Source organism: Aquimarina callyspongiae (assembly GCF_034322225.1).
Taxonomy (GTDB): domain Bacteria; phylum Bacteroidota; class Bacteroidia; order Flavobacteriales; family Flavobacteriaceae; genus Aquimarina.
In genome coordinates this window covers 1,118,873-1,145,595 of the sequence record NZ_JAXLPA010000002.1, presented here as the reverse complement: position 1 = coordinate 1,145,595, position 26,723 = coordinate 1,118,873, and the positions used below count along the sequence as shown (strand labels likewise).

At 33.1% G+C, this 26,723-nt stretch carries 24 protein-coding genes and 1 tRNA gene; 17 read left to right on the top strand and 8 right to left on the bottom strand.

The genetic code is table 11. The features are described from left to right. The first annotated feature begins 9 nt into the window (after positions 1 to 9). Together rplI and U0D62_RS12190 are read left to right on the top strand one after the other, a co-directional pair. Positions 10 to 462 carry a 50S ribosomal protein L9 gene (gene rplI, locus U0D62_RS12195; protein WP_322287570.1) on the top strand — a complete coding sequence of 151 codons (453 nt, stop codon included), beginning with the start codon at positions 10 to 12 and terminating at the stop codon, positions 460 to 462. Between the two features lie 102 nt (positions 463 to 564). Further along, positions 565 to 3,783, top strand: a complete 3,219-nt coding sequence (locus U0D62_RS12190; protein ID WP_322287569.1) for a TonB-dependent receptor — start codon at positions 565 to 567, stop codon at positions 3,781 to 3,783. A 71-nt stretch (positions 3,784 to 3,854) separates the two neighbouring features. Here the strand turns inward: U0D62_RS12190 and U0D62_RS12185 are convergent, their stop codons facing one another. Next, positions 3,855 to 5,072, bottom strand: a complete 1,218-nt coding sequence (locus U0D62_RS12185; protein WP_322287568.1) for a M20/M25/M40 family metallo-hydrolase — start codon at positions 5,070 to 5,072, stop codon at positions 3,855 to 3,857. Between the two features lie 205 nt (positions 5,073 to 5,277). On the opposite strand from U0D62_RS12185, the gene U0D62_RS12180 reads away from it, so the two are divergent. Further along, positions 5,278 to 5,751 carry a DUF6495 family protein gene (locus U0D62_RS12180; RefSeq protein WP_322287567.1) on the top strand — a complete coding sequence of 158 codons (474 nt, stop codon included), beginning with the start codon at positions 5,278 to 5,280 and terminating at the stop codon, positions 5,749 to 5,751. Positions 5,752 to 5,797: 46 nt separating this feature from the next. Here the strand turns inward: U0D62_RS12180 and U0D62_RS12175 are convergent, their stop codons facing one another. After that, positions 5,798 to 7,033, bottom strand: coding sequence for an ABC transporter permease (locus tag U0D62_RS12175; RefSeq protein ID WP_322287566.1), 1,236 nt, complete (start codon positions 7,031 to 7,033; stop codon positions 5,798 to 5,800). A 205-nt stretch (positions 7,034 to 7,238) separates the two neighbouring features. Here U0D62_RS12175 and hisS point away from each other — a divergent pair, with 205 nt between their 5' ends. From hisS to U0D62_RS12160, 3 genes are all read left to right on the top strand, one after another. After that, complete coding sequence (gene hisS / locus U0D62_RS12170; protein WP_322287565.1) at positions 7,239 to 8,609, top strand: histidine--tRNA ligase; 1,371 nt, start codon at positions 7,239 to 7,241, stop codon at positions 8,607 to 8,609. Positions 8,610 to 8,709: 100 nt separating this feature from the next. After that, positions 8,710 to 9,171 carry a hypothetical protein gene (locus U0D62_RS12165; RefSeq protein ID WP_322287564.1) on the top strand — a complete coding sequence of 154 codons (462 nt, stop codon included), beginning with the start codon at positions 8,710 to 8,712 and terminating at the stop codon, positions 9,169 to 9,171. A 165-nt stretch (positions 9,172 to 9,336) separates the two neighbouring features. Next, a complete protein-coding gene (locus U0D62_RS12160; protein WP_322287563.1) occupies positions 9,337 to 10,677 on the top strand; it encodes a hypothetical protein in 1,341 nt (446 codons plus the stop codon). A 163-nt stretch (positions 10,678 to 10,840) separates the two neighbouring features. Here the strand turns inward: U0D62_RS12160 and U0D62_RS12155 are convergent. Next, positions 10,841 to 10,914: transfer RNA gene (locus U0D62_RS12155), tRNA-Met, on the bottom strand. A 196-nt stretch (positions 10,915 to 11,110) separates the two neighbouring features. On the opposite strand from U0D62_RS12155, the gene U0D62_RS12150 reads away from it, so the two are divergent. Together U0D62_RS12150 and U0D62_RS12145 are read left to right on the top strand one after the other, a co-directional pair. Next, the gene (locus U0D62_RS12150; RefSeq protein ID WP_322287562.1) at positions 11,111 to 11,503 is read left to right on the top strand and encodes an START-like domain-containing protein; all 393 of its coding nucleotides are present in this window, start codon (positions 11,111 to 11,113) and stop codon (positions 11,501 to 11,503) included. 61 nt (positions 11,504 to 11,564) lie between these two features. Beyond that, entirely contained in the window at positions 11,565 to 12,413 is an 849-nt protein-coding gene (locus tag U0D62_RS12145; protein ID WP_322287561.1) for an aminotransferase class IV, read from the top strand. A 50-nt stretch (positions 12,414 to 12,463) separates the two neighbouring features. Here U0D62_RS12145 and U0D62_RS12140 read toward each other — a convergent pair whose 3' ends face one another. From U0D62_RS12140 to U0D62_RS12120, 5 genes are all read right to left on the bottom strand, one after another. Further along, the gene (locus U0D62_RS12140) at positions 12,464 to 13,024 is read right to left on the bottom strand and encodes a YqgE/AlgH family protein (protein WP_322287560.1); all 561 of its coding nucleotides are present in this window, start codon (positions 13,022 to 13,024) and stop codon (positions 12,464 to 12,466) included. A gap of 130 nt (positions 13,025 to 13,154) precedes the next feature. Beyond that, entirely contained in the window at positions 13,155 to 13,427 is a 273-nt protein-coding gene (locus U0D62_RS12135; protein WP_322287559.1) for an HU family DNA-binding protein, read from the bottom strand. A gap of 185 nt (positions 13,428 to 13,612) precedes the next feature. Next, positions 13,613 to 14,560, bottom strand: a complete 948-nt coding sequence (gene fmt, locus U0D62_RS12130; protein WP_322287558.1) for a methionyl-tRNA formyltransferase — start codon at positions 14,558 to 14,560, stop codon at positions 13,613 to 13,615. A 7-nt stretch (positions 14,561 to 14,567) separates the two neighbouring features. Continuing rightward, entirely contained in the window at positions 14,568 to 16,466 is a 1,899-nt protein-coding gene (locus U0D62_RS12125; RefSeq protein ID WP_322287557.1) for a RecQ family ATP-dependent DNA helicase, read from the bottom strand. A gap of 5 nt (positions 16,467 to 16,471) precedes the next feature. Next, positions 16,472 to 17,008, bottom strand: coding sequence for an AAA family ATPase (locus tag U0D62_RS12120; protein WP_322287556.1), 537 nt, complete (start codon positions 17,006 to 17,008; stop codon positions 16,472 to 16,474). Positions 17,009 to 17,187: 179 nt separating this feature from the next. Between U0D62_RS12120 and U0D62_RS12115 the strand changes: the two genes are divergently transcribed. The 9 genes from U0D62_RS12115 to U0D62_RS12075 all read left to right on the top strand — a co-directional run bounded on the left by U0D62_RS12115 (position 17,188) and on the right by U0D62_RS12075 (position 26,693). Next, positions 17,188 to 17,649, top strand: a complete 462-nt coding sequence (locus tag U0D62_RS12115; RefSeq protein ID WP_322287555.1) for a (2Fe-2S)-binding protein — start codon at positions 17,188 to 17,190, stop codon at positions 17,647 to 17,649. 18 nt (positions 17,650 to 17,667) lie between these two features. Further along, complete coding sequence (locus U0D62_RS12110) at positions 17,668 to 19,821, top strand: xanthine dehydrogenase family protein molybdopterin-binding subunit (protein WP_322287554.1); 2,154 nt, start codon at positions 17,668 to 17,670, stop codon at positions 19,819 to 19,821. A 3-nt stretch (positions 19,822 to 19,824) separates the two neighbouring features. Further along, a complete protein-coding gene (locus U0D62_RS12105; protein ID WP_322287553.1) occupies positions 19,825 to 20,880 on the top strand; it encodes an XdhC family protein in 1,056 nt (351 codons plus the stop codon). After that, positions 20,858 to 21,469, top strand: a complete 612-nt coding sequence (locus U0D62_RS12100; RefSeq protein WP_322287552.1) for a nucleotidyltransferase family protein — start codon at positions 20,858 to 20,860, stop codon at positions 21,467 to 21,469. Before U0D62_RS12105 ends, U0D62_RS12100 begins: the two co-directional genes overlap by 23 nt. Positions 21,470 to 21,560: 91 nt before the next feature. Next, a complete protein-coding gene (locus tag U0D62_RS12095) occupies positions 21,561 to 21,845 on the top strand; it encodes a DUF493 family protein (protein ID WP_322287551.1) in 285 nt (94 codons plus the stop codon). A gap of 118 nt (positions 21,846 to 21,963) precedes the next feature. After that, entirely contained in the window at positions 21,964 to 22,605 is a 642-nt protein-coding gene (locus U0D62_RS12090) for a DUF4290 domain-containing protein (protein WP_322287550.1), read from the top strand. Between the two features lie 47 nt (positions 22,606 to 22,652). Beyond that, positions 22,653 to 23,966: a UDP-N-acetylglucosamine 1-carboxyvinyltransferase gene (murA, locus tag U0D62_RS12085; RefSeq protein WP_322287549.1), complete on the top strand. Its 1,314-nt coding sequence runs from the start codon at positions 22,653 to 22,655 to the stop codon at positions 23,964 to 23,966. Positions 23,967 to 24,087: 121 nt separating this feature from the next. After that, positions 24,088 to 24,663, top strand: a complete 576-nt coding sequence (locus U0D62_RS12080; RefSeq protein ID WP_322287548.1) for a Crp/Fnr family transcriptional regulator — start codon at positions 24,088 to 24,090, stop codon at positions 24,661 to 24,663. A gap of 215 nt (positions 24,664 to 24,878) precedes the next feature. Next, positions 24,879 to 26,693, top strand: coding sequence for an acyl-CoA dehydrogenase (locus U0D62_RS12075; RefSeq protein WP_322287547.1), 1,815 nt, complete (start codon positions 24,879 to 24,881; stop codon positions 26,691 to 26,693). Positions 26,694 to 26,723: the final 30 nt, after the last annotated feature.

Sequence of the window (26,723 nt, the reverse complement as noted above, 5' to 3'; positions counted from 1 at the left end):
CATAACATTATGGAACTTATATTAAGAAAAGACGTTGAGAATCTAGGATTTGAAAACGATGTGGTAGAAGTGAAGAATGGTTATGGACGTAACTATTTAATTCCTCACGGTTTTGCCGTGTTAGCAACACCATCTGCAAAGAAAGTATTAGCTGAAACTTTAAAACAACGTGCTTTTAAAGAAAAGAAAGAAATCGAAGATGCAGAGAAAATAGCTAAGAAAATTTTAGGATTAGAAATTAAAATTGCTGCAAAAGCAGGTGCTGGTAACAAATTATTTGGATCAGTATCTAATGCAGATGTTTCTGAAGCTTTAGCTAAAGAAGGAGTTGAATTAGAGAAAAAATTCATCACTGTTAGAGGTGGAACTATTAAGCGTTTAGGACAATATGAAGCATCTGTACGTCTTCATAGAGCAGTAATTACTGAACTTCCTTTTGAAGTAATTGCACAAGCTAAGTAATAAATGGGTTAATAACCATTTGATAATATTATAAAAAATCGCCCAATAGGGCGATTTTTTTTGCTTAACTTTTACGGTAATTCACACAAATTACTCTTAAAAATGAAAAAAAAACTTCTAACACTTATTTTTGTGGTGGTGACACTCGTTTCCTATTCTCAGGTCACCACATCCAATATTTCTGGAGTGGTATATGATAATGCTAATCAATTATTGCCAACTGCAAATATTACCGCAATACATTCTCCAACAGGAACCACTTATGGGGCAACAACCAATTTTGACGGACGCTTTGACCTTATCAATTTAAGGGTAGGAGGACCATATCGAATTACTGTCAGTTATGTAGGTTTTAAGAAAAAAGTATTTGATGATGTTTTTCTTCAATTAGGACAGACCTATAATTTAGATGTAATAATGGTAGAAGATGCTAATCAGCTAGAAGAAGTAGTAATTACTACAGGTAAAAATTCTACTTTTAGTAGTGAGCGTACAGGCGCAGAAACGAGTATAGGTAACAGAGAACTAAAATCGTTGCCAACAATTACCCGTTCTGCTGCGGATTTTTATCGCTTGGAGCCTACTGCGTCAAGTAATGGTTCTTTTGGAGGGAGAAATGATCAGTTTAATAATTTTAGTCTCGATGGTTCAATATTTAATAATCCTTTTGGGTTAGATGCAGCTACACCAGGAGGACAAACAAATGCGCAGCCAATATCATTGGATGCAATAGATCAAATTCAAGTATCAACAGCACCTTATGATGTAACGCAAGCTGGTTTTACAGGTGCTTCTGTAAATGCTGTTACAAAAAGTGGAACAAATCAATGGAAGGGTACAGTATATGGTTTTTATCGTAATGAAGATATGACTGGAGATAAAGTGGGTGATGATGATATTATAGTTCCTGATTTATCTCAAGCACAATATGGGCTTAGCATAGGCGGACCAATGATTAAGAACAAGCTATTTGTTTTTGGTAATTTTGAACGAGATGATCGAGAAGACCTTGGATCTAATTTTTTAGCTTCCAGACCAGGTTTAACAGGAGCTAATGTATCAAGAGTCTCTGCAGAAGATTTGGATTATGTTTCTGAACAATTAAGATTATTGGGATATGAAACAGGTCCTTATGAAGGATATACTCATATTACGGAATCAACAAAAGGAATATTAAAGTTAGATTGGAATATTAGCGATAATCACCGTTTGGCGTTGATTTATAATTTTTTAGATGCATCTAGAGATCTTCCTGCGAACCGTGAAGCAATCGGTCGTCGAGGTCCTGATCTTACGACTTTACAATTTAGAAATTCGGGATATAGGATTAATAATAAGATTAATTCATTTTTAGTAGAATTAAACTCAAATTTTGCAGGCAATATATCGAATAAATTTCAGGCAGGATATACCTTTTTTGACGATAGCAGAGATCCATTTTCTACTCCCGCACCACCAATTAATATTGCACAAGATGGAGTGCGATATATTGTGGCAGGTCATGAACCATTTTCTATAAATAATCGTTTGGAACAAAAAGTCTATCAAGTAACGAATAATTTAAATATCGTAACGGGTAATCATACGATTACACTTGGAGGAAGTTTTGAGCGCTTTGAATTTGATAACTCTTTTAATCTAGGTGTTTATACTTTTTTTAATGCAAATGGAGGAGTGGGTACTTTTGCTCCTGATTTTGTTAGTGTCAGAAACGACCCTTCGTTAACAGGCTTAAGTTTTGAAGAAGCAATTAATAGTGGGCTTATAGCGGCAGCACTGGCTAATGCTCAAAATGTTTTTGATACAAATAATGCAAATAATGGTTGGGCACTTGCAGAAACCAATGTTGGTCAATTAGCATTTTATGCGCAGGATAAATGGAAAATAGATGATAAATTTACTTTAACCTACGGTTTGCGTGTAGATCAACCGTTGTACTTTGATACAGAAGATAAAATTGCTGAAAATATTGAAAGAGCGGCAGGAGGAACCTTTCCTGATGGTAATTATCAGCCAGGGATTACTTATTTTGATGAAAACGGAACACCTATTAATTTAAATAGCCTTGATTTACCATCGAGAAAGTTGTTGGTTTCACCACGTTTAGGATTTAATTATGATATAAAAGGAGATAAGACATTACAAATACGTGGAGGAACAGGTATTTTTACAGGACGTTTGCCTTTTGTGTGGATTGGTAATCAGGTAGCAAATCCTAATTTTTTCTTCTATACTACTTCTGCTCCAGATTTTCAATTTCCTCAGGTTTGGAGAAATAGCTTAGGAGTGGATTATAAGTTTAAGAATGGAATTGTTGCTTCAACAGATCTTATTTATACAGAAGACATTAATGCGCAAATGGTACGTAATTATGGTTTGTCCAGACCTAGAGGGACTTTAAATGGTGCAGATAATCGACCTATTTATTTGGATTCAGATAGAGCGGTAAATGAATTTGGCGGTACAACGAATGCATATGTATTTACAAATACTAATGTTGGATATTCATTTAACTGGTCTTTTAAATTACAGAAAAGTTTTGATAATGGATTATATGCCAGTATTGCATATAATTTCCTCGAAGCAGAAGATGCTAGTTCTCTGGATGCAGAAATTTCTAGTGATGCTTATGATAGAAATCCTGCTTTTGGTAATGTAAACCAAGCGGTAAGTTCTTCTTCTCGTTATGGTGACAAGCATAGAATTGTTGGGCAGATTAATAAATCATTTAGTTATGGTAACCGTAAACAATGGAGGACTTCTTTGGGAGCTTTTTATGAATATGCGCAAGGAGGAAGGTTTTCATACACTTATTCTGGAGATATTAATAATGACGGTTCTGTGCTAAATGACCTGATATACATCCCCACAACACAAGAGTTGAATACTTATAATTTTACAGGAACAGCTATTGAACAAGAGGCGCAAAGAGCTGCTTTTGAGGTGTATATACGACAAGATGAATATCTTAGAGAGCGAAGAGGTGATTATGCAGAAAAATATGCTATCTTAAGCCCTTGGCGTGGTAGGTGGGATGTTAAGGTTTTACAAGATTATGATATACAGATAGGAGAGAGAACCAATACAATTCAATTAAGTATTGATGTTCTTAACTTTGGAAATCTAATTAACTCTGATTGGGGTGTTATAGAAATACCAGTAAACGATCAACCGGTTGGAGTGTCTTTTGATCCATCTGATACTAATAGAGAAAACCCTATTTATACTTTTGATACTTCTCAAACACAAACCTTTGCCAATGATTTTAGTTTAGAATCAAGATGGCAGGCTCAGGTTGGGTTACGATATATATTTAATTAAAAATTTAGGCTAATTCAAATATTTAATTTTACTTAAAAATCAGTTTTCGAATTTTTGAAAACTGATTTTTTTTATTTGTTGATCAACCTATAGATTAAAATTGCCGTTCTTTTGGTGAGTGCTTCAAATGTGGTAAGATCAAGGGTTTCTTTTGGAGTATGAGCTCCTTTTCCCATAGTTCCTAACCCATCGAGACAATCTACGTATTCAGCTACAAATGAAGTGTCTGCAGCACCTCTTTTTCCAGGATCATAAGCTTCTACTTCACCTTGTCCAAGATTATGACTTACTTCGTTTAATAACTGTAATAAATTATGATTGCCATCTGTAGGTTGCATAGCAGGATAGCTGTCTTTAAAGCTTATTTTAGCACTGGTATGTGGTAGATTATTTTGTGTAATCTTCCTCATTTTTTCTCGGGCATTTTCTTTTTGTTCTTCAGAGATAAATCGTAATCCTCCTTCAACGACTACAGTTTGAGAAACTACATTGCTTTTCCCAAAAGCTTCCCCTTTATTTAATTCACTATTGAGACTTACCTCTGTTCCTCCTAGAATCACTCCGGGATTAAAAGTTAAAAACTCCTCGCCTTTAACTGTGGTGTAAAATTCATTTAAGATCCTTGAAGCCTCAAAAATTGCTCCAGCACCTATTTTATTATTAAAAATACCAGACGAATGTGCTCTTTTTCCTTTTACTTCTAATTTCCACCCAGAGGAACCTCTTCTAGCTACTGTAGCATAATTAAAGCCAGTAGATGTTTCAAAACCAAGTGCAATATCACTTCGCTTAGCGGCATCAATTAAATCTTTTCTGCTAACTGATAAAGGTTTACCTGTACTTTCTTCATCGCCAGTAAATGCTACTATTATCTGGGCATTGTTTAGTAAATTATTTTCGTGCAAAGCCTTTAAGGCGTATAAAATAATGACATCTCCACCTTTCATATCATTCGTACCCGGTCCATAGGCGATATCTCCATCAACAGTGAATTTTTGAAAAGGGCTATCTTTTTCAAATACAGTATCTAAGTGTCCGATCAATAATAATTTTTTACCCTTTTTTCCTGTAGTTTCTGCAAATAAATGGCCAGCTCTATTGACTTCTGGAGGCATTTTGATCCAGTTAGTTTTAAAATCCAGCGCATCAAATTGTTCTTTAAATACCATTCCCACCTTTTTTACACCTTGATGATTCATGGTACCGCTATTAATATTGACTACTTTTTCCAGAAATTTAATAGCAGACGGATGATTGGCTTCAACAGACTTAATAATTTTCTTCTCCATTTTGGCTAATTTTTGAGAGTAAATAGACCTTGAGTTCAGTAAAGAGAGAATACATATAATCGAAATGAATACGTATTTTGAAACTTTCATAGTATGTAAAATTGATGTGTGAGTTGTTTAAAGATAAAGACTTTATGTTTTAGTAAGATCAGTTTGATAATAATAATTACTTTTGCATCCATTTTAATCGAAAATAAACTGAGATTTGAAATATCAGAGACTTACTAAAGAGCAATTAGAAGAATTACATCAGGAGTTTATTAATTTTTTAGCTACCCAATCTATTACTGCTAAAGAATGGGATGATATAAAGACAAATAAACCCGAAGTAGCAGAAGAGGAAATAGATATATTTAGTGATCTGGTATGGCAAAAAGTACTAGACGGAGCAAAATATCTGGAGCATTTTTCTAAGGATCAAATTCATCTTTTTGAATTAAAAGAAGATCAGATGCATCTTATTGCTGTTAAGGTAGAGAATGATACCATAGATATTACAACTCCTGAAGGTTATGATTGGTTACGAAACAATTTGATGGATGATCAAGTGGTTTTTTATAATGCATCAAAGGAGTACAGTGATGATCCTAACCTGGATAAATTCAAGTTAATTGCTCAAGGCGCCAATATTACCAAAGGAGATTTGTATCAATATTTTGAAAAACTGATGCAAAAATAATTTAGTTGTTGATTGATAATTCTTAAGAATTCTCACTATTACTTAATTACTCATATCTTAAAGACTCAATAGGGTCTTGTCTTGCAGCTTTAATTGCGGGATATAATCCGGATACTACGGCGGTCAAAAATGAGGTGCCAAAAGCAGCAAAAATAGCTAACCAAGGAATGTTAAATTGAAAACTAGAGATAGAAGCAGCAATACTCCCTACGAGAATACCTAGAATGATACCTACTAATCCTCCTATTTGACCAATAAGTACGGTTTCAAGAAAGAATTGACCAGAAATAGTATGTTTTTTTGCACCCAATGCCTTGCGAACACCTATCTCACGTGTTCGTTCTGTAACAGATACTAACATGATATTCATCAAAGCAATAGAAGAGCCAAAAATAGTTATAATGCTAATAATAATAGCTGCATAATATAGATAAGAAGTAATACTAGAAATACGGTTGATAAGATCATCACTGCGTTCTAATCCAAAATTGTTTTCTTCTACAGGACTTAACCCTCTAATATTTCTGAAAGTAATGATAGCTTCATCCTGAGCGCCTTCAAGATATTGTTTGTCATCAACCTTTACACTAATGTTATAGTTGATATTAGGTAATGTATAAATAGATCTTGCAACCTGTAAAGGTATCAATACTCTTAAATCCTGATTATTTCTAAAAGTAGCTCCTTTACTTTCAAGAACACCAATCACTTTAAACTTTACACCTCTTATACTGATTGTCTTGTCAACAGGATTTGTATTTTTAAAGATACTTTTCTTAAAATCTGAACCGATCAAGCAAACATTATTATTGTTTTGTATGTCAAAAAAGGTGAAGTTTCTTCCCTTATCAATTTCAGTTCCTGTATTTTCAAGGTAATTTTCGTTAACACCAAGAACGGCAACTTCAGGATCGGTTTTTTCGTTCTCGAATTTTACTTCTGCATTTCTGGTTCCGGTAAAGGATATTGATGTTTTAGAAAAAGGATAAACAAATTTATCTTTAAACTGTTTGACATTGCGATAATTGATAATTGGATTTATCTTTTCTCTATCACGACTATTTCTTGTGGCAAATTCGTAGCGTTGTATATTAAAAGTATTTGCCCCCATAGAAGCAAAATCTCCGGCTATTGTTTTTTCTAAAGCTCCTAAAAAAGTAAGTATCCCTACTAAAGCAGTAATACCAATAGCAATAATTAAAACGGTAAGAATGGTTCGTAATACCTGGCCTTTAATAGAATCCAAAGCAATTCGAATATTCTCTCTAAAAAGTGAAAACATAGTGAGTAAATTAACCGGTTTGTATGATAAGACTACAAAACCTCTTTAAAGTTACTCAAAAAACCAGATTTTTATGAAAAGAAATAAAACTCTTTGCCTTTTGAGACTTAAAATTTTAATCCTTTTTAAGATATTTACACCCTAATAAGTTTAAAGTTTCGGATTATAAGTCTGAAGCGTTAAAATTAATCTATAAATTAATTTAATGGCACAAAAACCTTCTATACCAAAAGGGACTCGAGACTTTTCGCCAATTGAAGTGGCAAAGAGAAGTTATATTATGAATACGATTAAAGAGCAGTTTCAGCTATTTGGTTTTCAACCTATCGAAACACCAAGTTTTGAGAATAGTGAAACACTAATGGGTAAGTATGGAGAAGAAGGAGATCGATTGATTTTTAAGATTCTTAATAGTGGAGATTATTTAAGTAAAGTAGAAGAATCACTTTATACAAGTAAAGATAGTACCAAGATTACAACTAAAATAAGCGAAAAAGCACTTAGATATGATCTTACGGTTCCTTTTGCTCGTTATGTGGTACAACATCAAAATGATATAGGATTTCCTTTTAAAAGATATCAGATTCAACCGGTATGGAGAGCAGATCGCCCTCAAAAAGGAAGATTCAGAGAGTTTTACCAATGTGATGCAGATGTAGTTGGAAGTAAATCATTATGGCAAGAAGTTGATTTTATACAGCTTTATGATAGTGTTTTTGATAAGCTAGGCTTAAAAGGAGTAACTATTAAGATGAATAACAGAAAAATCCTTTCTGGTATTGCAGAAGTTATTGGAGCTAGTGATAAGCTAATTGATTTTACCGTTGCTTTAGATAAATTAGATAAAATTGGAGAAGATGGAGTGAAAAAAGAAATGTTATCCAAAGGAATTTCTGAATCAGCTATCGAAAAAGTAAAACCATTATTTAGTTTTACGGGTACTACGGCAGAAAAGATAGGTAAGTTAAAAGAATTACTAAATACTTCAAAAGAAGGATTAGAAGGAATAGAAGAGCTACAATTTATAGTAGATAATATGGAGCATTTGCCATTAAAAACAGCTCAATTAGATCTGGATGTTACTTTGGCAAGAGGGTTAAATTATTATACTGGAGCAATCTTTGAAGTATCTGGACCAGATACTGTTAAGATGGGGTCGATTGGCGGTGGCGGTCGTTATGATGATCTTACCGGGATTTTTGGACTTAAAGATATAAGTGGTGTTGGAATATCATTTGGATTGGATAGAATTTATCTGGTGCTTGAAGAGTTGGATTTGTTTCCAGAAACAGTAGCGCCGTCAGTAAAAGCATTGTTTATAAATTTTGGAGAAACAGAAGCTTTATATTGTACAAAAGCGATTAGATCTCTTAGAAATGATGGAGTGATTGCAGAATTATATCCGGATAATGTAAAAATGGCTAAACAAATGAAATATGCGAATAGGAGAAATGTCCCATTTGTAGTACTAGCCGGAACCTCAGAAGTTGAGAATGAAATATTTACCGTAAAAGATATGATTTCTGGTACTCAAGAAGAAAAAAGCTATGAAGAATTGAAAACTCTTTTGCAATAATTTATTTTGGATTTAAAAGGGATTAAATTTTGTAGTTAAGAATAAAAAATATAGATTTAATCTTCTATACTGACTATTAAATTACCCTAAAAAAACAATTATGAAAAAAAGTATTTTGACAACCTTTTTGTGCTTTACGCTCTTATCAATGATTTCTTGTAAAAAAGATGCTAAGGTAGAACAACCAGAGGTAGAAGAAGTGGTTGAGGATGTTCCTAAAATAACTGAAACAACCGAAGAGGAACCTGTCAAAAAGGTGAAAAAAACTCCTAAAAAGAAACCTAAGAAAAAAGAATCTGATTTACCTCCAGGAACACCAACCTTTAGTGATGCAGCTGCTAAAAAATATGTTAGAGATTATGAAGCATATATAACTAAGTATAAAAAGGCAATTAAAGATGATGATATGGATGCTTTGCTTGAACTAGGAAAAGCAAGTAGTAGCCTTAATCAACAGTATAATTCTCTTATTTCTAAGCTCTCTGGTGAGGAAATAGAAAAGTTGAGTAAATACGTTCAGACCAAATCAAAACAAATTGGTGAATTAACTAAAGACATGTAATTAGATTAAAAACTAAAATATATAAAAAAAGACTGTTTAAAAAACAGTCTTTTTTTATGCTCTTTAAAGAAGGATTTTAGTCAACTTCCCCTATTTTTTAACCATTTATCGATTGTTTTATATAACAACTAGATTTATTTTATCTTTATCATAAATCCCCTTATAATGATCTACTTTGATAAAATAACATTGAACGATGTTTTTTGCCTGCTTTTTTTTCTATTGATTAATTCTTTTTTTGGGTATGCACAAACCGGTCCTGGAGGTGTAGGAGCTTCTGATGGAACATCATCTCTTGCGATATGGTTAAGGTCAGATGATGTTGATGCGGATGGAGGTATAGCTGATAACCCTATAAATGGAGCTGCAATATCCCAATGGTCAGACGCTAGTGGAAATAATAATAATTTTAATCAAACAGGAGCAAATCGACCAAGTTATAATACTACTGGGGCTTTTAATGCGGTTAATTTTAATTCTAGTTTGGCAACCCCTCAATTTATGAACGGTACAATTGCAGGATCTTTCTCTAATGCAAGTACGTATTTTGTTTTAAACCCTGTCAATACAGGGAATTCACATTCTCTATTTGATAATACAACAATTTCATTAAGAGTAGAGCAATGGTTTAATACCGGTAGAGTAGGGATAACTCGTTACGGAGTTGCAGATTATGCTACTACTATTGGCTCTCCATTTAATCAAAATTCTATAATATCATATCATAAAACAGGTGGCTCTGCTAATGTAGATGTAAGAGTAAATGGTGTCACTCAGGTTTTGAATATAGGTTCGGCAGCAGCAGGATTACCGTATGATAGAATAGGTAGGAATTCTACTGGCGCAGATGAAGCTAGTGGAGATTTCTTTGAAGTTATACTTTATAATAACAGTCTTAATACTGCACAGACTATAATTGTGGATAATTACCTGAGTGCCAAATATGCCAGTATTTCAATTCCTGTAAATGTTTATAATGAAGATGATGTAGCAGCAGGTAATTATGATTTTGATGTTGCTGGTATTGGTAGAATGAATGCAAGTAACCTTCATACAGACGCGCAAGGAACAGGAATTGTGAGAATACTTAATCCTGGAAATTTAAATAATAATGAATTTTTGATGTGGGGTCATGATAATGGAAGTTTACTGTTTAATAATTCAACAGATATCCCTGCTAAGATTGTTAATAGATTAGATAGAGTATGGAGAATAAGTGAAGTTAATACATCTGGAGCTGCAGTTGATGTCGGAAGTGTAGATGTTAGATTTGACCTTACCGGATTGGGAACGATTACGGCATCAGATTTAAGATTATTAGTGGATACCGATAATGATGGTGTTTTTAATGATGAAACTCCAATTATTAATGCTGTTTCATTAGGGAGTAATGTTTATGGTTTTATAGGAGTAACATCATTTTCTGATAATGTAAGATATACGTTGGCAATAGGAATGCGTACTGTAATTACGAATAGAAATATTACCTACAGAGTGGATAATTAAAAAACATTCAGCAATTAATTGCCTTTGCTTCCTAAGAATGATAATAAATATGAATAAAAACCTTTTACAAGAAATAATCTTAAAGAGAAAAATTTAAGTTGAGGAGGCTAAAGGGTTGAGTAAAAACAAAGAAAAAAGGTTGTCAAATGACAACCTTTTTTTGTAGCGAGAGGGGGGCACGATCCCCCGACCTCCGGGTTATGAATCCGACGCTCTAACCAGCTGAGCTACCTCGCCAAATCTTTTTTTATATACTAATAAATCATAATTTCAGATTTATTATCCAAAAGAAACATTGGTATCGTTCCTTAGGCGGGTGCAAATATAAAAACAAAATGGATTGACGCAAACAATATCGAAGAATTAATTTTTTTTTTAATTCCTTTTAAAGTCGATAATTAATCTATATATTGGCTTACCAACAATTATTAATATGTCAGATAAAACAAAATACGAACTTGAATTTGTGGTTCAATCTTCTCCACAGTTATTATATCAATATATATCTACTCCATCTGGACTTTCTGAATGGTTTGCCGATAATGTAAACTCCAGAGGAGAACTGTTTACATTTATCTGGGACGACTCAGAAGAGGATGCGAAGCTTTTAAGTAAAAAAAGCGGAGAAAGAATTAAATTCAGGTGGGTTGAAGATGAAGAAAACGGTAACGACTATTTTTTTGAATTACGTATACAAGTTGATGAAATTACAAAAGACGTTTCTTTAATGGTGACAGATTATTCTGAAGAGGATGAAATGGATGAAAATAAAATGCTTTGGGAAAATATGATTGGTAACCTGAAACATGTTTTAGGATCAGCATAATTCCTTTATTTATAATGTATATTTGTCCCTTTTAACGATAAAAGTTTTAAGGGTTTTTTTTATGATCAACATCAATGGAAATTTGATACAAAGTAATGATACAAAATCATTGCAAGAAAATAGGGGATATGCATACGGAGACGCTTTATTTGAGACTATAAGAGTTAATTCTGGAACTATACTTTTTTGGGAAGATCATTATTTTAGACTCATGGCTTCCATGAGGATTTTAAGAATGCAGATCCCAATGGGTTTTACACCTGAGTTTTTACAAAAGGAAATTCTGGATTTAATTACAGAATCAGGTTTGTTAAATGCTTCTGTACGAATCAAATTAATGGTAAATAGAGCTTCTGGTGGATTATATACACCCTCTAATAATGAGATAGAATATAATATTTCTATATCTAAACTATCATCAAATTTCTATACAGTTTCTGAGGATGCTTATGAGGTTACATTATTTAAAGATCATTATATAGCACCTGATCTTCTTAGTACATTAAAATCAAACAATAAAATTATTAATGTTTTAGGAGGAATCTTTGCAAAAGAGAACGGTTTTGAAAACTGTTTGCTTTTAAATACTAATAAAATGGTTGTCGAAGCTTTAAACGGCAACTTGTTTTTGATTAAAGGTAATGTTATTAAAACTCCTCCGTTAACAGATGGGTGTTTAAAAGGAGTGGTGAGAACCCAACTTCTCAGAATTTTGGATAAGTTACCAGAATATGAAGTAGAAGAAGCTTCTATATCTCCTTTTGAACTACAAAAAGCTGATGAATTATTTATTACCAATGTAGTAATGGGGATTAAACCGATTACAAAGTTTAGAAAAAAAGAATATAATAATACTATTTCAAAAAGATTATTAGGTATTCTTAATTCTAGGATTAGACTAGGGAATTAAGTAAGATTATTTTGAAAATGATAAAGAATGGGTAGGAGATATAACAATAATTAATTAAAGCTTGGATTTTCAGGAGCATTAGACCATAATAGATATTCACCACCTAATTCGATCATTTTTTCTTTCCAAAAAGTATCATATGATTTGATGAAAATATTCATTTTATAACTATTTTCAACAATTACCCATGAATTGGCTTCAAGTTCTTGGTTAAGTTGTTCGGCATCCCAACCAGAATATCCGAGAAAGAATCTAATTTCGCTTGGTGTGATTTTATTTTCAGTGATTAATTTTGACACAACGGTAAAATCACCACCCCAATAAATCCCACCGGCAATCTCAACACTATTAGGGATCAAATCTGGGATTTTATGAATGAAATATAGGTTATCCTGTTCTACAGGACCTCCGTTATAAATTTTAAATTCGCTTTCAATTTCTGGAACCAGATCAGAAAGAAAATACTCAAGAGGTTTATTCATTATAAAACCAATAGAACCCTGATCACTATGATCAGCTAGCAATACTACCGAACGATTAAAAGATACATCTCCTATGATCGATGGTTCTGCTATTAATAAATGTCCTTTGGATGGTTTTAGTGATATCATGCATTGGTTTTGGTTATCTTAAAGCTAAATAAATATTTCTAATAATCAAAGGAGTTGCCTTACTTTTGTAGATTTATCAAAAAAAAAGCCCCTATAAATAGGAGCTTTTTGAATAATATTGAATAACTGATTAGTTTACTGAACTTGATAAATCAGCACCAGCCTTAAACTTCACAACGTTTTTAGCAGCGATCTTAATAGTTTTACCAGTTTGAGGGTTTCTACCTTCTCTTGCAGCTCTTTTAGAAACTGACCAAGATCCGAATCCAACTAAAGAAACACGATCTCCTTTTTTAAGAGTACCTTCAACATTTCCAAGGAAAGATTCTAAGGCTTTTTTTGCCGCTGCTTTAGTAATTCCAGCGTCAGCTGCCATTGCATCGATTAATTCTGTTTTGTTCATAATTCTGTTTTTAAATTAATTGTTGGTTAAACCAATTTTTTGTTAAACGCTCTACAAATTTATACGGATTTATGATTCATGCAAGGATTAGCCCAGTAAATACGGGGTTTTGTTGATAACTCAACCCGATTGTTAATAAACCTAGTTGTTTTTGTAAGGATTCTTACTCTAGTATTCATGGGGTTTCAGACCATTTTTGCATCCTTGTAAAAGGTATACCCATTCAATAAGGATTTGGAATCCATAGCTTTTTTCCCCGGTAATTGTATCTTATCAATAATAATGTATCCTTTTTTAACTACTACTTTAATAACAGAATCTTCTACAATCACTTTACCAACAGTAAATTGATGCTCTTCTTCTTCAATTTGTGCTTGATATATTTTTACAGATTGTTCTTCTCCTTTATTGTGTAAAATACTCCAGGCAGCAGGGTAAGGACTCAATCCTCTTATTAAGTTATGAGTAGTTTTAATATCATCATCCCATTTAATTCTTGTATTTTCTCTATTAAGCTTGTAAGCCGTTTTAAAAGTGTCTTCTTTTGGCTGAGGTTTTAATTCTACAGTATCTTTTTCAATAGCTTTGATAGTTTTTACAACTAATTGGGCTCCCGATACCATTAATTTATCGTGTAATATTCCAGCAGTATCCTGATCACCTATTTCAATTTCTTCTTGAGAGATAATATGACCAGTATCTATTTTTTCATCAATAAAGAAAGTTGTTATCCCTGATTTTTTCTCTCCATTAATAATAGCCCAGTTTATTGGCGCCGCTCCTCGGTAATCAGGCAACAATGAAGCATGTAAATTAAATGTACCATATGCAGGCATATCCCAAACTACTTTTGGTAGCATTCTAAATGCTACAACGATATTAAGATTTGCTTCTAGTGTTTTAAGTTCCTTTATAAAATCAGGATCTTTTAAATTAGTAGGTTGTAAAATATTTAGATTTTTAGATAAAGCATACTCTTTAACCGCAGATGCTTTTAATTTTCTACCTCTTCCTGCTGGTCTATCCGGCGCAGTGATAACGCCAACTACATTATATCCGTTTTCGATAATGTTTTTTAGGGTGGCTACTGCAAAATCAGGAGTACCCATAAATAGGATTCTTAAATTTCTCATGGAGTATCTATACTAATTGATAGTTATTGTCGTGATTGATCTTGATGATCTTGTGTTCATTCATTTGTCTTAAAACTTCTAAGATAATTTGCTCTGGATATTCTAATTGACCGACTAAATCTCTTGAAGATAATTTTTTTCCTTGTAAAAGCCTAATAATATCTTGCTGTATATTTTTTAGATCTCTCTTTGTTTTTATTTCAATATTTGCAGAGCAGACGCTACATACACCACAATTATTAGTGTCTTTTTCTCCAAAATAATGTAATAACTGTCTACTCTTACATAGGCTGTTATTTTTAGTAAAAGAAATCATGGCTTTTACCTTATTGATTTTAGAAGCATTTTGTTCTATCAAGTGATGCTTTACTCTATTAATAGTTCGTTTATCTTCACGCGGAACCAAGAAAATAATTTCAGCATCAGATTGTTTATAGGTAAACTCTAATAATTCTGCATCTTTTAAATCATTTAGAACCTTTATTACTTCACTTTCCGAATTATTTACTTTAGAAGCAATCAATGATATGTTTATAGGTATTTCTTCATCAAAAACGCCGCCATAGGTTCTTAATATGGCTTTGGTGATCATTTCATAATGAGTATGTTTTTCTAAAAAATATAAAAGGTTATTACTGGTTGTAGTAATGTGAATACTACTTTTTTTAGTATATCGTTGTGTAAATCTAATTACACCACAACGATCCAGAAACAACAAGGCATTATATGTTATAAGTGTATGAAGGTTATATGTTTTACAAAATTGGTTAAAGTTAAATTCATGAACGGTTTGCTCTCCTTCACCATAAGAAATTTGGAAGTAATTAGATAGTTTTCTGTAAACTAACTTTAAAGCTTCTGTATCTGGTAAAACTTTTATAAATTGATTTTGTAATCGTTGGATATCATTTTCGTTCTTAATAAGAAAAGCATATGCTTTTTTACCATCACGTCCCGCTCTTCCGGCTTCCTGAAAATAACTTTCTATACTTTCTGGAAGGTTATAGTGTATAACAGTTCTTACATTTGATTTGTCAATGCCCATTCCAAAAGCACTGGTTGCTACCATGACTCTAACTTCTTCTTTTATCCATTGATCAAACCTTTTAATTTTTTCTTTAGAATCAACACCTCCATGATAATAAGTAGCAGTGTATCCTTGACTATTAATAGTGTCACTAATTTCTAAAGCAGATTTTCGATTTCTGACATAAATAATTGAGCTACCAGGATATTGATTCAGAATTTGACAAATTTTGTGGTTTTTATCAGATACGTGTTCTATATGATATCCAAGGCTTGATCTAAAAAATGATTGTCTATAAATTTTAGGTTGAAAAAGATCTAACTCTTTAACAATATCGTCCACAACTTCAGAAGTAGCAGAAGCAGTTAAAGCTACCATTGGAACAGTAGGATGTAGTTCTCTTATGATTCTTATTTTTTTATAAGAAGGCCTAAAATCGTTTCCCCATTGAGAAATACAATGAGCTTCATCTATGGCAACAAGATTGATATTCATCCGCTTTAAGCGTTCCTGAACAATATCTTGTTGTAATCGTTCTGGAGAAAGATAGAGAAATTTGTAATTACCATAAATACAATTGTCTAAAAGAGTATCTAATTCAGAATATTTGATTCCGCTAGGTAATGCAATAGCTTTAATTCCTTTGGCTTGTAGATGTTGTACTTGATCTTGCATCAAAGCAATTAAAGGAGAGATTACAATACATATTCCTTCTTTGACAATGCCAGGTATCTGGTAACAAAGAGATTTTCCTCCTCCAGTAGGTAAAAGGGCAAATGTATCATTACCTTCTAGAATAGAATGAATAATTTCTTCCTGAAGTGGTTTGAAACTATCATACTTCCAATACTGTTTTAATATGTCTAAAGGAGTAGTCATTCTGGTTATAAAAGGATATCCAAAATAAATTGAGTTCTGTCTTCAACAGTTCCAAAAGGAACTTCAATGCACTTATATCCTAAATCAGTATAAGTGCTTAGAAGATGATTATATATTTGTTTTGCTTGTTCAAAATTTTCATAACGTTCATTATCAGTGATATGAATATCTTTCCAAGGAGGTAATAAGAAAACATAGTCATAACGATGCGTCATACACGCCTTCTTAAAGTGATCAGGACTCTTTTCATTAGCATAATTCATATAAGCAATTACATCTGGAATGCCTCTATCAAGAAACACCCTGGTTTCGGTAGACACTTCTGCTTCAGAGAATTGCTTAATGCGCCCTTCTAGTAGGCGTTGACTAAATAAAGTAGGATCTTCTAGAAATAACTGCTCAACACCTTGTCTCTGTGCTTCCAGTGTTACTGCTCTTGATATTTCATGGAGACAAGTTTCTCCTATTTGTTCTAGACGATTTATGATGGTAGTTTTTCCAGTAGAAGGTCCGCCGGTAATAACAATTTTTTTCTTTGCCAAAGGAATTATTTTGCTGCAAATTTCGGAATTATTAAATGAATTTGAAAATACTATTAATTTAAGTATAAAGGTCTGTTAAATTTGGATCACCATAATTATATTTTAGTAACTTCATTAACGATTCATAGGCTAAAGGCTTATTTAGACTAGTTAAAGATTAATCACTAAAACAAAAACTCATGCCGGTTTATAATTTAAATGTAAATGGTCAGTCTCATTCGGTAGAGGCAGACGATGATACTCCTCTTTTATGGGTGCTTCGAGATCACCTGGATTTGGTTGGAACCAAATTTGGTTGTGGTATTGGGCAATGCGGAGCCTGTACTGTACACGTAGATGGAACCGCTACTAGAAGCTGTCTATTAACTGTTTCTGTAGCAAAAGACATGAAGATTACTACAATCGAAGGTTTATCAGAGGATGCTTCACATCCGGTACAACAAGCCTGGAAAGAAGTAGATGTACCTCAATGTGGATATTGCCAAGCGGGACAGATGATGTCTGCAGCTGCATTTCTGGATCAAAACTCTAACCCTAATAAATCAGAGATAAGGGATGCAATGAGTGGCAATATTTGTAGATGTGCTTCTTACAATAGGATTGAAAGAGCTGTTGAGATTGCAGCGAGTAAAATGAGTTAACCAATAAATTCTAAAAACATGAAAACTATTAAAACACCTTCTTTAAGTAGAAGGTCCTTTATAAAAACATCAACTTTAGCAGGTGGTGGTATGTTAATAGGATTTAACCTGTTTCAAGCCTGTAAACCAGAAGCTGCTCCTCCAGTTGATATTTCTCAGCTTAATTTTAATGATTTTAATGCCTTTATAAAAATAGCAGATAATGGCATGGTTACCATATTTTCTCCTAATCCCGAAATAGGACAAGGAGTTAAAACATCTATGCCAATGCTTATAGCAGAAGAACTTGATGTATCCTGGGATAATGTACATGTTGCCCAAGGAGCTTTGGATACTAAGAACTTTACTAGACAAGTTGCTGGAGGAAGTCAATCGTTGCGACAAGGGTGGGAACCTTTACGTCAGACTGGAGCTACCGCAAGACAAATGTTGATTAATGCTGCTGCTGCTAAATGGGGAGTGGATGCTTCAGAATGTAAAACAGATAATGGGGTTATTATCAATGCCGCTGGTGATAAGTTAGGGTATGGAGAAGTAGTTAAAGATGCCGCTATTCTGGAAGTTCCGGAAAATATAAAGTTAAAAGACCCAAAAGATTTTAAAATTATTGGTAAAGATGCTCGAAATGTTGATATAGACAATATTATAAGCGGTAAACCTCTTTATGGATTAGATTATAAAAAAGAAGGAATGCTAATTGCTTCTGTATTGCGTCCACCAGCATTTGGAAATAAATTAGTAGATTTTGATGCAGCTACTGCTAAAACGGTTACAGGTGTAGAAGATGTAATTCAATTTGGAGATAAAATTGCCGTATTAGCAAAAAATACCTGGGCTGCTAAAAAAGGTAAAAAAGCATTAAAAGCTAATTGGACTGAAGGCTCAAAGGCAGAAAGCACAGAAGAACACGATAAAATACTTACAGATCTTTTAAATGGTGATACATTCGATACACTTAGAACTGACGGAGATGTAAAAAAAGCTTTTGCAGAAGCCGATCAGGTTATAGAAAGAGTATATGAGTCTCCCTTTCTCCCTCATAATTGTATGGAACCTATGAACTTTTTTGCAGATGTTACTGATGATAAGGTTCGATTAGTTGGGCCAATTCAAACTCCTGCCAGGACTCAGCATATGGTTTCAGAGTTATTAAAAAGAGATAAAGAAGATATTTCTGTTGAAATGACAAGAATGGGTGGTGGTTTTGGTAGAAGATTATATGGAGATTTTGCAATGGAAGCTGCAGAAATTTCTAGTATTGTCAAAAAACCAGTAAAAGTGGTATATTCTCGAGAAGATGATATGAGTGCCGGAATCTATAGACCACCAATAAAATATAAGATTAGCGCGTCAATTAAAGATGGTAAAATAACTGGATATCATCTTAAAGAAGCCGCAGTCAATTCTAATATGTATGGATTGATTCCTAACTTCTTTCCTGCCGGTGCTATTGAAAACTATCAGGTGGATGTCGCAAAATATAATAGTAATATAACGACTGGTGCCTGGAGAGCTCCGTATACTAATTTCTTATCCTTTGCAGAGCAAAGTTTCTTTGATGAATTATCAGAAGTATTAGAAGTAGATCGTATACAATTACGTCTGGATCTTTTACAAAAAGTCAAAGGAATTACCGATGAACGAATACAATATTCTCCAGAGCGCTTGGAAAAAGTTATCAAAGTTGCAGTAGAGAAATCTGGATGGGGTAATGCTAAAGAAGGAGTTTACCAAGGATTTAGTGCTTATTATTGCCATAATACTCATGTTGCCGAAGTAGCAGATGTGGTATTAGAAAATGATCTTCCTGTTGTTAAAAAAGTTACTTGTGTTGTGGATTGCGGAATCGTAGTAAATCCACTAGGTGCCAAAAATCAAATCGAAGGCGGAGTAATCGATGGTGTTGGTCATGCGATGTATGGAGATTTTTCATTTAAGGACGGAATTCCTCAAGACACCAATTTTAACACCTATAAATTAATTAGAATTAACGAAACACCAATCGTAGAAACTCATTTTATAGAGAATAATATTGCTCCTACAGGACTAGGAGAACCAACATTGCCTCCAGCAGGAGCGGCAGTAGCAAACGCGATTAAAGCAGCAAAAGGCGTTAGATTATATAAACAACCTTTTGCTAAATATTTGAAAACTAAAGCACCGCTTGGATAATATATGACACATGAGTTTATAGAAATTATAGAGTCGTATCGTATTGCTAAACAGCAGGGAATACCTGCTGTTATGGTTACAGTGGTAGATGTAGAAGGATCTTCATACAGAAGAGCTGGAGTAAGGATGTTGATACTGCAAAACAATAAAATGATTGGTGCGGTTAGTGGAGGATGTGTAGAGAAAGAAGCATTAAGACAATCTCAGTCAGTATTTAAGACTGGTGCTCCCAAAATAATGACCTATGACGGAAAATATAGATTAGGATGTGAAGGAGTATTGTTTATGCTGATTGAACCATTTAAAATTTCTGATCAAGTAATAGAAACCATTCAACAACATTTTAGATCTAGAAAACCTTTTATACTTCAATCATATTATTCTAAAAAACTGAAGGAATATAATCAAATGGGGTCTGTAATTCAGTTAAGTGATAATCAGGAATTTTCTTTCTCAAAAGAAACTAATCTTGATGAATCGTTGGATTGTTTTATAAACGAAATGAAACCTAGTTTTAGACTTATTATTATAGGTGCAGAACATGATGCGGTAAAGCTTTGTCAATTAGCATCTCTATCTGGTTGGGAAGTTACAGTTGTAGGATCTTCAAAAGATCCGAAAAAACTGGAAGATTTTCCAGGAGCATATCAAATAATAAACACCTCTCCCGAAGAGATTGTTATAGACAATATTGATGAACAAACGGCTATAATATTGATGTCTCATAATTTTGCTAAAGACCTTTTATATCTTCAGGCAATAAAAGATGAAAAACCTGTATATATTGGTCTACTTGGACCAGCAAAAAGAAGAGAAAAATTATTAAATGCATTTATTGATTATTTTCCAGATGTTGATGATGTGTTTTTGGATTCAATTCATGGGCCAGCAGGACTCAATCTTGGAGCAGAAACGCCTCAGGAGATAGCGATATCAATTCTGGCAGAGATTCTTTCTGTAATACGATCTCAAAAACCAATACCTCTTCAGGAAAAGAAAGGAGCTATACACGATGATCCGAAAAGGAAAAATATAAATGTCATCTCAACAAACATCTAAAATAGCAATATTAATACTTGCAGCAGGGTCTTCTAGCAGGATGAAGCGACCTAAGCAGTTATTGCCCTGGAATCATAGTACAATGATAGCTAATGCCATTGAACAGGCTTTAGGTGTTACAGGTAATGAAGCAGTGTATTTGGTTTTAGGCGCTTATTTTGATGCTATATTTGAAGAAGTAAATCAATATCCGATTACAATATTAAAAAATGAAGACTGGCATTCTGGTATGGGATCTTCTATTAGTAATGGTGTAAAGGCTATATATGAATATGATTCTGGATATGAAGGAGTATTGATTATGTTGGCAGATCAACCACTCATAAGAACGGATGATTTAAATGATTTAATAAAGAAATCTGAAAACTATCCTACTAATATTATAGTATCCGATTTTGGTGATGTTATAGGTGTTCCTGCTATTTTTCCGAATCAATATTTTAATGACTTATTTAAATTGAAAGAAGATTATGGCGCGCGATATTTGATACGCAATCACAAAGATCAGGTAAAAACAGTAAAGCTTCTTAATAAAGGCCAAGATGTTGATACTATAGAAGAATATCAGGCATTACTTAAAAAAAGGTGAATAGAAACCACAAAGGAGGGTTATTTAATATAAGAAAGGATATTTCAATCAGAACCCTTATATTTGGCCTAAAAATTGCCCGAATATATTTATGCCAGATCCAGAAGAATTTTATAAGAAATTAAAAACACAATTAGCAGATACTGCATTATGGCCAAGTGCGTATCTGTATAAATTTATTGTACCTACCGATACAACAAAAATTAGACTGATAGAAACGATATTTGATAATCTTGGAGCGGTAATTGACACCAAGCAATCTAAAAATGGAAAATATACAAGTGTTTCTATTAATGTTAGAATGAAAAACCCAGATGAGGTAATTTCTAAATACAAAGAAGTTGCTGCTAAAGTAGAAGGAGTTATATCACTTTAGCATAAAGTTATTTAACTTCTAAAAATAATTGATACTTATTTTATTTTAGTATTTTGCAAAGCGAAATGACTTTTGCTACAAAGTGTTTAGGCAAATACTTCACTATTACATACAATTTATGGATATTAATAATTTAGAATATAATACTGAGCGTGAAAAGCTCATCATTCCAGAATATGGACGTCATTTACAGAAGATGATTAATCATACTGTTTCTATTGATGATAAAGAAGAAAGAAATAAAATTGCTAAATCAATTATAGCAGTTATGGGAAATTTGCAACCTCATTTAAGAGATGTTCCAGATTTTCAGCATAAATTATGGGATCAATTATTTATAATGAGTGATTTCAAATTAGATGTGGATACTCCATTTCCGGTTTTGACTAAAGAAAAACTAGAAGAACGTCCAGAACCGTTAGAATATCCTCAGAACTTTCCAAAATACCGTTTTTATGGAAATAACATTAAACGAATGATTGATGTTGCTAATAGTTGGGAAGATGGTGATTTGAAAAACGCACTTACCTTTACGATAGCAAATCATATGAAAAAGTGTTATCTAAACTGGAACAAAGATACTGTAGAAGACGAAGTGATTTTTGATCATTTGTTAGAATTGAGTGAAGGTAAAATTAACCTAAAAGGTATAAGCGAAGATCTTACAGATTCTTCAAACCTTATGAGAGGTAAGAAGAAAAAACATAATACCAGCGGTGGTAAAAAGAATTATAGAAATCGCGGTAAAAAGCGTTACTAAAACGTACCCAACTACCAAAATATTAACCAATAAACTACCAACATTAAATGAGTACATTTCAGATAGAAGGAGGGCATCAACTCAAAGGAGAAATAACTCCACAGGGTGCAAAAAATGAAGCCTTACAAATTCTTTGTGCTGTATTATTAACCCCTGATGAAGTAAAAATTTCTAATATACCTGATATTAGAGATGTTAATAAACTTATTGACATTCTTAGAAACTTAGGAGTTAAAGTTCAAAAACTAGGAAAAGGAGAATATTCCTTTAAAAGTGATGATTTAAACCTTGAGTATTTAGAAAGCGAGCAATTTAAGCAAGAAGGAAGTGGGTTAAGAGGATCTATTATGATTGTAGGACCTTTGTTAGGAAGATTTGGAAAAGGATATATACCACGCCCTGGAGGAGATAAGATCGGAAGAAGGAGATTAGATACTCATTTTGAAGGTTTTATTAATCTTGGAGCAGAGTTTAGATACAATAAAGAAGAACGCTTTTATGGAGTTGAAGCACCAGAAGGATTAACAGGAACATATATGCTTCTTGATGAGGCATCCGTTACCGGAACAGCTAACATAGTTATGGCTGCAGCTCTAGCCAAAGGAACAACTACAATTTATAATGCCGCTTGCGAACCATACTTACAGCAATTATGTAAGATGTTGAACGCTATGGGTGCCAAAATAAAAGGAGTAGGATCCAATTTGTTGACAATTGAAGGAGTTGAAGCATTAAAAGGTTGCGATCATAGAGTCTTACCAGATATGATAGAAATAGGATCATGGATTGGTCTGGCAGCTATGACCAAAAGTGAGATTACTATCAAAAATGTAAGTTGGGAGAATTTAGGATTAATTCCCAATACATTTAGAAAACTGGGGATAACTCTTGAAAGAGTAGGTGATGATATATATATTCCTGCTCATACAAATGGATATCAGATAGAAAGTTATATTGATGGATCATTTATGACCATTGCAGATGCACCTTGGCCAGGATTTACACCAGATTTATTAAGTATTGTTTTGGTTATAGCTACACAAGCAAGAGGTGAAGTTATGGTACATCAAAAAATGTTTGAAAGCAGGCTGTTTTTTGTAGATAAGCTTATTGATATGGGAGCTAAAATAATTTTATGTGACCCTCATAGAGCAACAATTATTGGTCATGACTTTAAATCTACCTTAAAGGCTACAACAATGGTATCTCCTGATATTAGAGCAGGTATATCGTTATTGATAGCAGCTTTAAGTGCCAAAGGAACATCTACTATTCATAATATCGAACAGATTGATCGTGGATATGAAAATATAGACGAAAGATTAAGAGCTATAGGAGCTAAAATAATTCGACAAGAATAGAAAACTTCTTAAGAAGAAGATCATAAAAAACAAAGAGAAACCTATTTTTAGGTTTCTCTTTGTTTTTTATGAATATAATCCCAAAATATTTCGTTCTTTAGTCAAAAATAGAAAACCTAACTTGGAAGATTTAAAACAAAAGATATTATCCTATACAGATGTCAGTAAAGCAGACATGGAGTTTGCTATTCAGTTTTATAAAAAAGAAACTTTTAAAAAAGGAACTTTATTATTAGAACCAGGACAATATATAGATACCTTTTATTTTATGAAACAAGGATGTGTTTCTTATTATACTGTTGAACAAGGTACTACTCAGGTCATGGAATTTTTTACCGAAGGTTATTTTTTTACTGACCTCTTTGCTTATATCCAGGAGATTCCTTCTGATGCTTATCTTGAGGTAACAGAAAACTCTGTAGTTTTTAGTATTTCTAAAAAAGATGTACAAAAAGTCTTTGATCATTCTCATAAACTTGAACGATTTGGCAGACTGTCAATGCAAAAAGCATTCATAGTTAATTTTCAAAGAATTAATCAAATAAGAAATCTGTCGAATCAAGAACGTTACATACGATTGTTAGAAAAACGTCCTTCATTATTTCAAAGAGTTCCTCAGTATCTCATCGCCTCATATTTAGGAATTACTCCTGTAGGTCTTTCAAAAATTCGAAAAAGACTAGCTCAAAAAGGATAAACCCTGCTGATACTTAATAAATTGTAGTCTCTATATATTCAGACCTTTTCAGGTTGGGGTTTCAAATCTTTTTTACACAAAGAAATGATAGTTCCTTAGCTAAAAGTTAATACTATCTAAAACTCTGTGTTTATTAAACAGGTTTAATGAGAATTTGTTAAATATTCACGAAATTTAATGAGTAATTCTGAATGAATTATTAAAAACTTTACACAATGGCAAAAGAATATTTAGATTTTGATACCCTGAAATATCTTTTATATGATGTATATCAATTAGAAGAAGTACTACAGCAAAACCGTTTTGCTGATCACGATAAAGAATCACTTGATTTGTTTTTAGATTCAGTTAAAGAATTTTCAGATCGAGAGCTGTTCCCTTATTTTAAAGAGATGGATGAGAATCCTGCATATTATAAAGATGGTACTGTCATCGTTCATAAACAGGTAGGTGTTATGATGAAGAAGGGTGGCGAAATGGGATTAATATCTGGAACTTTTGATTATGAAGCTGGAGGGCTCCAGCTACCAATGATGATTTATACAGCTTCTGCTTATATACAAGATGCTGCTAATAATCATTTACCGGGATATGTAGGGTTAACATTAGGTTCTGCAGAGCTGATTATCCATTTTGGAAATGATACTTTAAATAAAATTTACGTTCCTAAAATGCTTTCGGGAGAATGGGGAGGCACAATGTGTCTTACAGAACCACAAGCTGGTAGTTCGCTATCTGATGTGGTAACAAAAGCAATACCAACAGATGACGGATATTATAAAATTTCTGGACAAAAGATTTTTATTTCTGGAGGAGATCATCAATATGCTGATAATTTTGTACATCTTGTTTTAGCAAGAATAGAAGGAGCTCCGGCAGGAACTAAAGGAATTTCATTATTTGTAGTTCCCAAAAAAAGACCAGATGAAAATGGAAACTTATTACCTAATGACGTAACTACAGTAGCGGATTTTCAAAAAATGGGTCAACGAGGTTATTGCACTACGCATTTGGGCTTTGGAGATGTCGGTGACTGTCAGGGTTGGTTAGTAGGAGAAGCTCACCAAGGATTAAAATATATGTTCTTGATGATGAATGGTGCACGTATTGCGGTGGGTAGAGGAGCTGCTGCTATTACTATGGCTGCTTACCAGGCATCATTACAATATGCAAAAGAACGTCCTCAAGGCAGAAAACTAGCAAGTACAGGTAAAAAAGATCCAGAACAAGGACAAACGCTTATCATTAACCATCCTGATGTGCGCAGGATGCTTCTATTACAAAAAGTTATTGCAGAAGGTTCATTAGGTTTAGTACTATTAGCTTCTAAATATTATGATCTTAAAGAAACACTGGAAGACGAGAAGGACAAAGAAAAATATGCATTGTTATTAGAGTTAATCATACCCATGGTTAAAACGTATCCTTCTGATATGGGAGCTCATGCTGTTTCTAATGGTTTACAGGTATTAGGTGGTTATGGTTTCTGTTCCGACTTTATATTACAACAGTACCATAGAGATATTCGCATATTCCCGATATATGAAGGAACCACAGGGATTCAATCACAAGATCTATTAGGAAGAAAACTTCTGATGGAAAACGGTAAAGCATTAGAGCTATTATCAGCAGAAATAATGAGTACTATCCAGGAAGCTTCAAAATATGATGATTTAAGAATATATGCTGGTAAGTTGGGAGAGAAGCTGAAATTAACTCAAAAAGTTATTGGTTTTCTTGTGGGATTTGCGCAAAAGGGAGATTATGAACGATTTTTATCGGATGCAACTCCTTTTATGGAGTTTTTAAGTAATATCATAATTGCTTGGATATGGCTTGATATAGCAACAAACGCCAAAAATTCGATAGTTACTGGAGATAAAAAATATACCGAAGAGTTTTACGAAAGTAAAATCCATGCAATGAAATTTTACTATAAATATGAATTGCCTAAAACAGCAGGCTTATCTGAAACTCTTATGGATGAAGAAGTGCTTACAGTGGCTGGAGAAAAAGAAATTTTCAATTAGATATTTAAACATTATAACATAGTATTTAAT